This is a genomic window from Clostridium simiarum (genome assembly GCF_018919175.1).
Taxonomy (GTDB): Bacteria; Bacillota; Clostridia; order Clostridiales; family Clostridiaceae; genus Clostridium_L; species Clostridium_L simiarum.
The window spans coordinates 715,849-729,294 of record NZ_JAHLQL010000001.1; the positions used below are offsets into that span (position 1 = coordinate 715,849).

At 30.7% G+C, this 13,446-nt stretch carries 11 protein-coding genes and 1 tRNA gene; 3 read left to right on the forward strand and 9 right to left on the reverse strand.

Annotated elements, in window-relative coordinates; all coding sequences use genetic code 11:
- Positions 1–108: 108 nt before the first annotated feature.
- Genes KQI89_RS03385 through mraZ form a run of 4 tightly spaced genes read right to left on the reverse strand, consistent with a single transcriptional unit; the run spans position 109 to position 4,214 of the window.
- Entirely contained in the window at positions 109–2,289 is a 2,181-nt protein-coding gene (locus KQI89_RS03385) for a stage V sporulation protein D (RefSeq protein ID WP_216455901.1), read from the reverse strand.
- Positions 2,290–2,326: 37 nt separating this feature from the next.
- Positions 2,327–2,815, reverse strand: a complete 489-nt coding sequence (locus KQI89_RS03390) for a hypothetical protein (protein ID WP_216455902.1) — start codon at positions 2,813–2,815, stop codon at positions 2,327–2,329.
- A gap of 16 nt (positions 2,816–2,831) precedes the next feature.
- Positions 2,832–3,773 carry a 16S rRNA (cytosine(1402)-N(4))-methyltransferase RsmH gene (gene rsmH / locus KQI89_RS03395; protein WP_216455904.1) on the reverse strand — a complete coding sequence of 314 codons (942 nt, stop codon included), beginning with the start codon at positions 3,771–3,773 and terminating at the stop codon, positions 2,832–2,834.
- A 12-nt stretch (positions 3,774–3,785) separates the two neighbouring features.
- Complete coding sequence (mraZ, locus tag KQI89_RS03400; protein WP_216455905.1) at positions 3,786–4,214, reverse strand: division/cell wall cluster transcriptional repressor MraZ; 429 nt, start codon at positions 4,212–4,214, stop codon at positions 3,786–3,788.
- A 285-nt stretch (positions 4,215–4,499) separates the two neighbouring features.
- Between mraZ and KQI89_RS03405 the strand changes: the two genes are divergently transcribed.
- A tRNA-Sec gene (locus KQI89_RS03405) sits at positions 4,500–4,596 on the forward strand.
- A gap of 257 nt (positions 4,597–4,853) precedes the next feature.
- Here KQI89_RS03405 and ychF read toward each other — a convergent pair.
- Complete coding sequence (gene ychF / locus KQI89_RS03410; RefSeq protein ID WP_032121722.1) at positions 4,854–5,951, reverse strand: redox-regulated ATPase YchF; 1,098 nt, start codon at positions 5,949–5,951, stop codon at positions 4,854–4,856.
- Positions 5,952–6,177: 226 nt separating this feature from the next.
- On the opposite strand from ychF, the gene speE reads away from it, so the two are divergent.
- On the forward strand, positions 6,178–7,005 hold the full coding sequence (speE, locus tag KQI89_RS03415; protein ID WP_032121723.1) for a polyamine aminopropyltransferase: 828 nt from the start codon (positions 6,178–6,180) through the stop codon (positions 7,003–7,005).
- Positions 7,006–7,066: 61 nt separating this feature from the next.
- Here the strand turns inward: speE and KQI89_RS03420 are convergent, their stop codons facing one another.
- Positions 7,067–8,794, reverse strand: coding sequence for an N-6 DNA methylase family protein (locus KQI89_RS03420; RefSeq protein ID WP_216455907.1), 1,728 nt, complete (start codon positions 8,792–8,794; stop codon positions 7,067–7,069).
- Positions 8,795–8,830: 36 nt separating this feature from the next.
- On the opposite strand from KQI89_RS03420, the gene pdaA reads away from it, so the two are divergent.
- Positions 8,831–9,682, forward strand: a complete 852-nt coding sequence (gene pdaA / locus KQI89_RS03425; protein ID WP_216455908.1) for a delta-lactam-biosynthetic de-N-acetylase — start codon at positions 8,831–8,833, stop codon at positions 9,680–9,682.
- 79 nt (positions 9,683–9,761) lie between these two features.
- Here the strand turns inward: pdaA and KQI89_RS03430 are convergent, their stop codons facing one another.
- From KQI89_RS03430 to hutH, 3 genes are all read right to left on the reverse strand, one after another.
- Positions 9,762–10,919, reverse strand: coding sequence for a CD0519/CD1768 family membrane protein (locus KQI89_RS03430; RefSeq protein WP_216455909.1), 1,158 nt, complete (start codon positions 10,917–10,919; stop codon positions 9,762–9,764).
- Positions 10,920–10,953: 34 nt separating this feature from the next.
- Complete coding sequence (locus KQI89_RS03435) at positions 10,954–11,595, reverse strand: cyclodeaminase/cyclohydrolase family protein (protein WP_216455910.1); 642 nt, start codon at positions 11,593–11,595, stop codon at positions 10,954–10,956.
- Between the two features lie 109 nt (positions 11,596–11,704).
- On the reverse strand, positions 11,705–13,228 hold the full coding sequence (hutH, locus tag KQI89_RS03440; protein ID WP_216455912.1) for a histidine ammonia-lyase: 1,524 nt from the start codon (positions 13,226–13,228) through the stop codon (positions 11,705–11,707).
- Between the last annotated feature and the right edge of the window lie 218 nt (positions 13,229–13,446).

Consider the following 13,446-nt stretch of genomic DNA (forward strand, 5'->3'; position numbering starts at 1 on the left):
TAAATTACGTTATGTCTCATGAAATTTATTAAACTTTTATATATGCTGACATAATATTGGCATGTGGTATAAAATTTATTCCACATGCCTAAAGCTGAAATATTTTAACTAATCAAAACCTGATGTACTTAAAAACAATTGTATACTTGTTCCATACTTAACAATAGTATCTTTATCTAAGCTTTGCTCTATAACCATTCCTTCTCCTTCTATAGTTGCTTTTAATCCTATAGAGTTCAATATCTTTAAAGCTCCTTCTTTTGAATACCCAGTTAAATCTGGAACCATCACTTCTTTATTATAGTTAGAAGCTGTATCAGTGTAAAGCAGTATTTTTTTACCTTCTTTCACCGTATATCCAGGTTTAGGGCTCATATCATAAATTATGTCTAAATCTCCATTAATATCACAACTCAAATTGTTCTCCTTTAGTATCTTTATTGCTTCAGATTTTTTCAATCCTCTCACTTCTGGAATTATCACATCTTTTAGTAAGCTCTCTTTAACACTTTCATCATTTGCATCTGGTTTTATATTAAGATAATTAAATACATCACTAAAAACTTGCTTAGCAACGGGTGTACATATAACCCCTGCATAATATTCTCCAGCACTAGGTTCATCTATGGAAATAAAAACAGTAACTTTAGGATCATTAGCTGGAGCCATTCCCACAAAAGAAGAAACATATTTTCCTCTCTCATAAGTACCATTTTGAGAATTAACTTTTTGAGCTGTACCAGTTTTTCCCGCAATATGATATCCTTCTATAAAAGTTCTTTTTCCACTACCTTCTGCAATAACTCTTTCTAAGTATCCTCTTAAAAGTCTTGTATTTTCTGCACTTACTACTTTTTTATCTCCAAGATCTTCATAAGACTTATATATTGAATTTTCTTCTCTATTTATAATTTCCTTCATAACATGTGGTCTTACCCAAACTCCATCATTGGCAATGGTATTAAAAGCAGCCAAAAACTGTATTGGATTTACTGTATTAGTCTGTCCAAAAGATATAGTGGCAAGGTCCACATCATTTATAGTTTCTGTCTTTTTTATTATCCCCTTAGCTTCTCCAGGCAAATCTACTCCTGTTTTTTCTCCAAACCCAAAGGCTTTAATATATTTATTAAGCTTTTCTCTTTGAAGTTTTTGACCTACATTTATAAATCCTATATTGCAAGAATTTTTTAATATATCTGGAAAAGTTTGCACACCATGTCCTGTTCTTTTCCAACAATGTATAGTCCTATTAGCAACCTTCGTGCTACCATTGCATGAAAATTTATCTGACTCACTAATAAGGCCTTCTTCCATAGCTCCAATTGCAGTAATTACTTTAAAAATAGATCCTGGTTCATAAGTATCATTTACTATCCTATTTCTCCACTTTTTTTGTAACTCTTCCCAGCTCTCACCTTCCCCCTTAGGGGTATTAGGATTAAAATCCGGTTTATTTACCATGGCATATACTTCTCCTGATTTTGGATCCATAATTATTATAGATACTGCCTTTGCCTGATTATCTATAAGAGCCTGCTCTGCTGCCTTTTCTGCAAAATGCTGCATTTTTTCATCTATAGTTAAGAGTATATCCATGCCCTCCATAGGTTTGGTATATTCTGATATTGTATTGTCTGGATCTGCACTTCTACTATCTATTTCTAAGATCCTTACTCCTGATGTTCCAGTAAGTTCCCTATTATAGGCTAGCTCTATACCTGTTAATCCATCTCCATCTACATTAGTAGTACCAAGAACATGAGCTAAGAAGTCATTGTTAGGATAATATCTTTTAGTATCTGGTGAAACAATTACGCCCCCTATGTTTAAAGCTTTTAATCTATCCGCCTCTGCCTTTTCTATTCTTCGAGTTAAATTAGCAGATTGCATAGGTTGACCATTAGGAAGTGTTTTATTTAAAATTTTCAGCACAGCTTCAAGCTCCATATTTAAAGCCTCTGCAATAGATGGCGCCACATCATTATTTGTTAGCTCTTTCTTTTTTAAAAAAGATCTTAACGCATTCATATCTAAGTCTGCTCTATACACATTAGCACTTATAGCTAGTTCCTTTCCGTTCCTATCAAGTATACTTCCACGCTTAGCAGAAATTTTTACTTCACTTGTCCATTGTTCCTCTGCTCTGGCTGAATAATCAGCAGATTTTACTACCATTATGTAAGAAAGTCTACCAATTAAAAAAACAAATAATAGTGTCAGTAACATGAATACCATTACCATTCTCTTTCGTATGATAACCCCATCTCGATATTGAATTTTTGACAACTATTTACCTCCACTTGAGTGCTAATAACTTTTAAATTTAGAATAATATATTTTTAAGTCTTTCTATTATAGTAGTTTGTTTTTGCTCATTATTTTTAGTTTTAAAATTATTTTTAGAAAAGTCAACTACAAAAGCATTGCTATTATTTGTCTCTACCATCTTTAATTGTTTTTCTGCTATAGTTTTTACACTATCATAAGAGCTTACTCTTAATAAATCAATTTTTAAAGCCTCATTTTCCGAGTTCACTCTTGTAATATCATTTTTAATGGTAGATAGCTCTTTTTGCATATTGAATATAATCCCATATCTTCCTGTAAGTGTTAGTCCTAAAATAAATATAAGTGCAATTACTTTCATTACAGATTTTTTCTTCCTATTCTTTTCCTTTAATTGTCTTAGTTCCCTTTCTTTTTTTGACTTTTGAAGTTTATTATATTCTTCTTTTTTTTCTTTGTTTATTTTTCTCTCAGGAACTAAAGCGCTGCTGCCGTTAATATAATGTCTATCCTTTTCCACTATCAATTTATTCACCTCCAAATTATTTTAGAACTAACTTTTCTGCTACCCTAAGTTTAGCGCTTCTACTTCTAGGATTAATTTCTATCTCATCTTTACTTGGATCTATAGGCTTTCTTGTCAATACCCTTACACTTGGCTTTTTTCCACAAACACATATAGGAAATTCTCTGGGACATGTACAAGGATTTGCTAGATCCCTAAACTTATTCTTTACAATTCTATCCTCTAAAGAGTGAAATGTTATTATAGCTATCCTTCCATTATCATTTAAACACTCTACAGCATCTTCTATAGTTTTTCCTATTATATTAAGTTCATTATTAACTTCAATTCTAATAGCTTGAAAGGTCCTTTTTGCTGGATGTGGTCCCTCTCTTCTTGCTTTAGCTGGTATTGCTCTTTTGATTACTTCCACCAATCTTCCAGTGGTTTCAATAGGATTTTCCTCCCTATCCTTTACTATGAAATCCGCAATTCTTTTAGCAAACTTTTCTTCACCATACTCTCTTATAATCCTATATAAATCTTCTTTCGAATATCCATTTACAATATCATATGCAGAAAACCCTCTGCTTCTATCCATCCTCATATCCAAAGGTGCATCCTGCATATAACTAAAACCTCTATCTTCATTATCTAACTGATAAGAAGATACTCCTAAATCCATCAATATGCCATCTACCTTCTCTATATTTAAATCCTTAAGTACGTTTTTTATATCATAGAAATTACTGTGAACATAGATCACATTAGTATACTCTTTTAATCTTTCTTTCGCCGCCTTTAGTGCATCCTCATCTTGATCTATACCTATTAACTTTCCTTTACTTCCTAGCTTTTTTAATATTTCAGAGGAATGTCCTGCTCCTCCAAGGGTACAATCAATATAAATTCCATCAGGATTAATATTTAAATTATCAATACACTCATTTAATAATACAGAAACATGTTTAAATTCCATATGTCTACTCCTTTATATCCCTAATTCGCTCATCTTTTCAGCTATCTCATCAAAATCTATATTTGAGTTATTATATTCTTCCCAGTTTTCTTTACTCCATATTTCAATTCTACTCATTACCCCAATACTTATTATTTCCTTTTTTATGTTGGCATATTCTATTAAGTTTTGAGGGATTAATGCTCTTCCTTGCTTATCCAGTTCCAATTCATTTGCACCTGAGAAAAAAAATCTAACAAAAGCTCTGGCATCCTTACTAGTTAATGGAAGTTTCCTTAGTTTTTCCTCTAGGGCACTCCATTCATCTATAGTATAAATATATAAACAGCCATCAAGACCTTTAGTTATAACAAATTTACTCCCAAGTGTTTCTCTAAACTTAGAGGGTACTATAATTCTATTCTTATTGTCTAAGGCATGTTGATACTCACCTATAAACATTTACCATTACCCTCCACTCTACTCCACTTTTAACCACTTTATTAAATAATTCTATAAAAATAAGAAAAACCCTTCTAAAAGTATAAGGTTTTTTTCATATTTTTTAATTTATTATAAATCCTAATTAAATTAATAAAGCTAGTATAATATTTTCTAAACTAATTACATTTTATGCATATTCCCTTTTAAAACCTTTTCACATAAAGTATAACTAATATTTTTTTATTTAACTAAATTTATTGACTTTTCATGTACTTTCCTGTAGAATTACAAAGTGTAAGACAAGGGAATAGATGAGTGCTGGTGTGCTCGCCAGTCTTCAAAACTGTGTTGCCGTGCTAAGACCACGACGGGTGGGTTCGATTCCCACATATTCCCGCCAAGCTTGTGTATTAAGCCTTTAAGATTATAATCTTAAAGGCTTTTTTTTATCAATTGTCTTAGATTCAAGTGGAGTTTACTTACGAAGAATACTCTTCCTCCTTTGAATCATGGTATAAATATATTTTTTAAATTTAACTTCAATATTAATATACAAAAATAAGAACTCTAAAATTCTTAAGAATTCAGAGTTCTATATTTAACCACGGATCTTTAATATATTATAATGATAAATCTAACTAATTTGCTGACTTTCATCTATACATTAAATCTAAAGTTTACTACATCTCCGTCTTTCATCTCATATTCTTTTCCTTCCAGTCTAAAGAATCCCTTTTCTTTAGCTGCGGACTCTGAGCCAACTTCTACTAATTTGTCATAGCTTATTGTTTCTGCTCTTATGAATCCTCTCTCTATGTCAGAGTGAATTTTTCCTGCAGCTTGAGGAGCTTTTGTACCTTTTATTATAGTCCAAGCTCTAACTTCTTGTTGCCCTGCAGTTAAAAAGCTAATTAATCCTAAAAGTTTATAGCTAGAAGCTACTAATTTATCTAGCCCAGTTTCTTCCAAACCATATTCATTTAGCATCTCTTTTTTCTCTTCATCATCTAAAGTTGAAAGCTCTTCTTCTAACTTAGCGCAAATCACTACTACCTCTGAATTTTCTTTTTCTGCATACTCTTTAACTATTTGCACATACTTGTTGTTTATATTTCCTGCCATTAAATCTTCTTCAGATATATTAGCTCCATATAAAACAGATTTCGATGTTATTAAAAACAATCCTTTTATAAACTCTCGCTCTTCTTCTGTAGCAGACATAGTCCTAACTGGTTTACCACTTTCAAGATGAGCTTTTATTCTTTCCATAAGCTCATACTCTTCTTTTGCTTTTTTATCCCCTGATCTTACAAGTTTTATAGTTTTTTCAATTCTTCTTTCTAGAACTTCAAGATCTGAAAAAACTAGTTCTAAATTTATTGTTTCTATATCTCTTATAGGATCTACAGATCCCTCAACATGCACTACATTAGAATCATCAAAACATCTTACTACATGAACTATGGCAGCTACTTCTCTTATATGAGATAGGAACTTATTTCCTAAGCCCTCTCCTTTACTTGCTCCTTTTACAAGACCTGCAATATCATAAAATTCTATATTTGTATAAACTTTTTTCTTAGAGTTGTACATTTTTTCAAGTACATCTAATCTATTATCAGGTACATTAACCACTCCTACATTAGGCTCAATAGTACAAAATGGATAGTTTGCTGATTCAGCTCCAGCCTTAGTTATGGCATTAAAAAGAGTACTTTTGCCTACATTAGGTAATCCTACTATTCCAAGTTTCATTTTATGTACATTCCTTTCTCTCAAAATCTCGCTTTTTAAATTATACTCTAAGGGTAGACATATTTCAACTAATTGCTTAATTAATCCTTAATGTGGTTTAATAATTTCAGTATATATTTATAGTAATAGCAAAAACTACAAATTAGTTTCAACAATTTATTGCCCTAAGGTTTAAGGGTTGTTATAATGTTCATATATATTTATTAATGCGTTAGGAGGTTTTAATATGGATATGTGGTTAAGTGAATCACAAATTAAGGATGCTGCCATGACTTATAAAGTTAAAGAAACTCTAGTTAGAAGGAAAACCCCTTTTCAAGACTTGGCTATAGTAGATACTGAAGCTTTTGGTCGTATGCTACTTCTAGATGGAATAGTTCAAACTACAATTAATGATGAATATGTTTATCATGAAATGATAACTCATATTCCTTTACTTACTCATCCTAATCCTAAAAAGGTTTTAGTTGTGGGTGGTGGAGATGGTGGTACTATAAGGGAGATATTAAAACATCCTTCTATAGAAAAAGCTGTATTGTGTGAAATAGATGAAATTGTTATAGAAGAATGTAAAAAATACTTACCAGAAATAAGCTGTGCACTAACAGATCCAAAATGTGAAATATTTATAGGTGATGGAATAAAGTATGTTCATGAACATAAAAATGAATTTGACGTAGTAATTATAGATTCCACTGATCCTTTTGGTGCCGCTGAAGGTTTATTTGGTGGTAGTTTTTACAAGGAAATATATGAATGTCTCACAGATGACGGAATTTTCGTCGCTCAAACAGAAACTCCCTTCTATCTACCAGAGGTGGTTAAAAAAGTTTATGATGATGCAAAAGCTGTTTTCCCAATAACTAAATTATTCATGGCAGGGATACCAACCTATCCAAGTGGTTATTGGAGTTTTACTTTAGGTTCTAAAAAATATGATCCTGAAAAAGCTAATGTAATTGATAAATACGATTTAGATACAAAATATTACACTAAAAGGTTGCATAGCGCATCTTTTGTTCTTCCAAAGTTTATTGAAGATCTCACAAAATAAATAAAATAGCTTTTAGAAATGTGTATCTTGCATTTTTAAAAGCTATTTTTATTATTCTATTTTAAATACAGTATTCTTTTATTATCTTTATATCCTCTTCATCTAACTGAAAGTATATCTCTAAATCTTTATTTGAAACCCTATCCTTCCCCTTTATAATAGGTACTAAAAATTTATTTATTTTATTTGGATAATATTCATACATATTCTTTCCTAGCTTCTTTAAAAACACTTTAAAGTAAAATTCATAAATCTCTGTGTTTAGCAAAGACTCTAAGTATTCATAAGTTGTTATATTTTCTTTTATCTTTATACCATAAACATCTGCACTAAAGAAACTTCCAGTATCTATAGAAAACTTATTATTAGGCGACTTATAAGGAAATACTATCTTTTTTTCTTTGAATAAAGATTTTTTTCTTCCCCATTGTAAGTTATACCACTTTCTAATACCATTTTTACACTCTCTTCTATTTTCTAATCTTTCTTTATATCTTTCTATATATTTAATAGCATTAGGATATTGGACCTCTTTTTCTATATCATCTGAATATATTAAATATTTTTCATCTCCTTGTACTTTTCCTTTTTTAATATAGCTATTTTTTATCCACTTGCATAGTAATTCTTTCTCAATATTATGTTTTATTATATGGCTACTTTCTACTACAAAGGCTTTATCTAAACCAGTTATTATTCCTTGAAAAATTTGACAAAAATCTTCTATCTTATAATCACTCTTACTTTCTATTTTATTAAGTAATCTTTTTTCCTTCTGATCTAATAAAACCCAAACACCTTTTGAATCTATTATTTCCGTATCATAGCACTTAAATTTTTCTATTTCAGTTTTATCATTTAGTACATCTTTAAAATATGGCCTTATAACTTTTACCTTGCATTCTTTATTTTTTTTCTTACTCATATATAAAATCATAGGATCTACTCCAGTATAAGCAAAAGGTCTTAATCCATAAAAATCTATGATCTTTTTTATAGAATAGTTTCTATCCATAAAACTTCTTATGTAACTTGAACTTTTACCCTCTAAAATATATCTTGGCACTATAAAAGCCACTTTTCCTGCTTCACTAAGGTAATCATAGGATTTTTTGATAAAACAATACGATAGATCTCCCTTATCTATATATATATCACTATAGTGTTCTCTTAATAAATATGAATATTCTTTATCTATAGCTTTGTGCCCCACATAAGGTGGATTCCCTATTATATAATCATAAAGCTCTTTATTTTTGTCTATTAAAAAGTCTCTTATTTTTAAATTTTTACTATAATAAATCCCAGTGGCTATATAAATATCCACACTTAAGACCTTCAAAGCTATTTCATCTATATCGTATCCAAAAATATTATGGACTATTATGTGCTTTGCAATGTTTTCTTTACTTAGGTTTAGATCATTATTTTTATTTATTTCTTCTAAATTGTCTTCAAACACTTCATAAAGATATCTGTATACTTCCATTAATATATTTCCAACACCACAAGAAGGATCTAATATTTTTGTATAAGCATTAGAAATTATATAATCTTTGTTAATTATGTCTTTAACTAATATATCTGTTAACTTTTGAGGAGTGTAAACAACACCATTACTTTTTTTATTTTTAAGAATTAAATTATAATACTCTCCAAAGGATGTACTATAAGGAATATCAAGATTTTTTTTACACTCATTTATTACGTCCTTATTGACAATACTATTATCAGATGCATTTAACACTTTGACTATATAATCTAATTGTTTATTTAAATTTTCTATCATTTCTTTCTCTCCATTTAATACGATTGAGGTGATAATATGAAATTCAATACCTTAGCTAAATTTTTATTAATCTCCACCTTTTTTGTAAACAGTTTATCAAAGAATTGCACTATTGAAAAGGGTTTTAAGGAAAAATCTATACCTACATCTATCATGGCTACTGAGAGCAATTCGAAAAATTTAGATACTAAAGAGTTAAACTGGTATTTTAACCCACGAAATGATGGCTTAACACCAGAACCTGCAAAAGAAGGAGCTGAATTAATAAAAAAATATGATAGTTATTATGTAGGTGATACTAAGGAGAAAGTACTTTATCTAACTTTTGATGAAGGTTATGAAAATGGATATACAAACCAAATATTAGATGTACTAAAAAAACATGATGTAAAAGCAGCATTTTTTGTAGTTAAACCTTATATAACCTCTAATCCAAATATAATAAAAAGAATGGTAGATGAAGGTCACTTAGTTTGCAATCATAGTTGCAATCACCCCTCTATGGCATCTATAAAGGACAAGGATAAATTTAGTAAGGAATTATTAGATTTAGAAGCCTGTTACGAAAATGCTACTGGTGGTAAAAAGATGGCTAAATATTTTAGACCCCCTATGGGGAAATATAGTGAATTATCTTTACATTACACAAAAGAACTAGGTTATAAAACTATATTTTGGAGTTTTGCTTATAAAGATTGGGATCCTAAAAGTCAACCTTCTAAAGAAAAAGCTTTGGACACCGTATTAAAAAGAAGCCATAACGGCGCCATAGTGCTTCTTCATGCAGTTTCAAAAACTAACACTGAGATATTAGATGAATTAATCACTACTTGGAAATCTCAAGGATATTCTATAAAGTCTTTAGATGAACTGCCAAGTCAGCAATAAATCAATAAAGAGTACTAGAACTAATAAGCTTTAGTACTCTTTATTATTATGGTTACATTAAAACTTTTATTTGAACAAACTAAAATATCAGTACATAAATTAAGTGTGAAGCTATACCTGCTGCTAAGCCACCAATAGTATGGCTTAAAATAGCTTTTCCTGTTAATTCTCTACTCTTTAGTGCATCCATCATAGCAACATGAGTACTTAAATAACCACTCCAGCACATTCCCATGGCTGTAAATACAGCTATTTCATTTCCTCCAATAAGTCCTCTTTGTAGAAAGTTTGGCACTAAGCTAATAGCTGCTCCTACAGCTCCCAAAGATGTAATTGGGAAAGCTATTGCTTCTGCACTTTTAAAACCTAATAGAGGTTCTATAATAAAGGACAACTTACCACCTATCCACGGTAGTACAGGCACCCCTTCAAAAGCTGCTCCTGTATATGCACCAGTAGCACTTGGTCCGTTAGTTAGCATTAATACTAATGTGCATATCATAAGCACTCCAGGTATAATAGAAAGCCCCATATCTACCCCTGTTTTTCCCCCCTCAAGCATTGAAGCTAGAATCCTAGATCCAATATTTCCTTCTCTAATCTCTCTATAATTTAGTATATCCACATTTTCACTCATTTCATCTGATGCCCACTGATCTTTACCATAATATTTTTTTGTAAAGTAAAGCATTATTCTTACACTAATAATACTACCTATAACTGCTCCTAAATTTCCAATAAGGGCTGCTGCAACAAAATTCTCTCCTATAGGAGATTTTTGTCCCATCATAAATGTAGTTACTATAAGTCCCATTCCAAAGGCAGTACCTAAGTTAGTTAAGGCTGGTATTTGATACTTTCTAAAATATCTTTTAAATCCCTTATCTTCTGCTAATGTTATAATTGCAGGATTATCAGATAAATAAGTGGTTACCATGCCTAAGGCAGATGCTCCTGGAAGATCATATAATGGTTTCATAAGTGGAGACAGCACTTTATTAATTATAGCAATTACCCCAAATTCAGATAAAAGTCCTGCTAAGGCTCCTGCCACCACCGCTATGGCCATTATAAAAAAAACTGTGTTTAATAATAAGTCATGGGCTGTTCTCATTATAGTATTAAACATATTGTCTGTTCCCATAGTTCTTCCCATTAATATGAAAAATAACAAGAATAAAGCTATAGAAATAAAACCTTCTAAGCTAACTGCCTTTTTTACTTTTTTGCTATCCATATTATTCCCCCAAAATATAGATTAATATTATAAATTAAAACCCTATTTTCTTTTCTACTATTCTCAATAATTCATCTCTTTTCTTTCTTCCATTCCTCACTAAATTCTCACATTGAGTTGAAAGTTCTTCTTTTAATGAATCATCTTCTACACTTGATAAATTAATTTTTACATTTAATATAGCACCTTCTAAGGCAGATTGAATAAGCAAAGCAGATACTCCTGCATCGGATATAGCATTAATATTACCATAATTAGTAGCAACTTCAATATATTTATATAACTCAAAGCAATTCTTAGATAATTTATTAGGTACCTCTAAAGCTAATTTGTAAGCTTCATCTATCTTTTCTTTTCTAATTTTTTTCTCTTCTTCTGTCTCCTTAGGCATTTTAAAAGCTTCCATAACCTTTAAAAATACTTTAGTGTCTTCTTCCATAAGATCTATATATTCTTCCCTCATACTTTCTGTCTTTTCTAAAGCCTTTATTATGTTTTTCTTTTCTTCCTCCTCTAAGGCTTCATAAGATTTTTTCCCTATAGTTAAATTAAAAACCATGCTGCTTAAAGCCGCAGCTAAAGTTGCAGATAAAGCTGCCGCACTTCCCCCTCCAGGTGCTGGTGATTTTGAAGCTAGCTCCTTTGCAAAGTTTTCTACAGTTAATTCTTTTAACATGATTTTCCCCCTCCATATTTAATAATAATCAAAGTCAATTTTACCATTTATATCTAATAAAGTATATGCTTTTTAGTCAGTATTAATATATTAGTACCTTATTTTAAGGTTAAATATCTAATTGAATCTTTTTTTCTACAGCTTCAACCATATGGCCATGCTCTAAAAGTTTAGTACATTTATCTAATTCTTTATACATGACTTTATCTTCTTCCATAAATTTCACATTTTCTCTAACTACATCATAAGCTTGTTTTGTACCTTCCCCTAAGATAAATCCATCCCTAAAATCAATTGCCTGGCATGCAGCCATTATTTCTGTAGCCAATACCCTTCTTACATTTTCTAAAATATCTCTGCTCTTTCTTGCAGCAATGGTTCCCATGCTTACGTGATCCTCTTGATTAGCAGAAGATGGTATAGAATCTACTGAAGCAGGATGAGCTAATATTTTATTTTCTGAAACTAGTGATGCAGCTGCATATTGAGTTATCATAAATCCAGAGTTAAGTCCTCCATTTTTAACCAAAAAAGGTGGTAAATCATTTAATTGATAATTAATGAGTCTTTCAAGTCTTCTTTCTGATATGTTACCTAGTTCTGCTACAGCTATACCAAGAAAATCAAAGGATAAGGCCATAGGCTGTCCATGGAAATTCCCTCCTGAAATTACATCTCCCTCTTTAGTAACAATAGGATTATCTGTAACTGAATTTATTTCTATAAGAACTCTTTCTTTCACATAATTTATAGCATCTTTACTAGCTCCGTGCACTTGCGGTACACATCTTAATGTATAAGCATCTTGTACTCTAAGCTCTCCTTGAGAAGTAATATATGAACTACCTTTTACTAATTTTAAAATATTATCTGCAGTATTTATTTGCCCCTTATGTGGTCTAATGTTATGTATTCTTAAATCATAAGCGTCTTTTATTCCTCTTAATGCTTCAAGGGATAAAGCTGCTGCTATATCTGATATTTTACATATTTCTATGGCGTCATACAAAGCTATTGCTCCAACAGCAGTCATTACCTGAGTACCATTTATCAAAGCTAATCCCTCTTTATATGTTAAGTCTATTACAGATACTCCTGCCCTTTCCATAGCTTCTTTACCTAGTAGTATCTCTCCGTTAAATTCTGCCTCTCCCTCTCCTAACATAGGTAATACCATATGTGATAAAGGTGCTAAATCTCCTGATGCTCCAAGGGATCCCTTTTCTGGTATAACAGGGATTACTCCTTTATTTAGCATATTTACTAACGTATTCAAAGTCTCCTCACTTATGCCTGAATAACCTTTGCATAAAGCATTTGCTCTAAGAAGCATTATAGCTCTAACCACTTCTTTAGATAAATTATTACCTGTACCACAAGCGTGGGAAAGTATTAGGTTCTTTTGTAGAGTCTTGCAATCCTCATTGGATATACTTACATCCGAAAATTTCCCAAAGCCAGTAGTTACACCATATACTACTTTGTTATCTTTAACTATATCTTCAATTATCTTTCTAGATGTTCTAATACTTTTTATGGCATCTTCGCTTATTTTTACCTTTGAGCCTTTTCTTGCCACCATTATAATTTTTTCTAAATCAAGATTGTTTCCATCAATTTCAACAATATTCATAGTAAACCCCTCCAATAAATCATATACCTTTAATATTCTTTAAATTTGTTAATTTTCCTTCTATATTTTATGTTTTGAATATTATGAATTTATTCTTCGATGTAATGTTTTATCATGATAAAACATTATCTTTAACATTTTCCTTTTCTGAAATTTATAGTACCCTATTGATTATAAAAAAATAAAGGCTTTAAAATATTCGAATTCTCTTAATATTT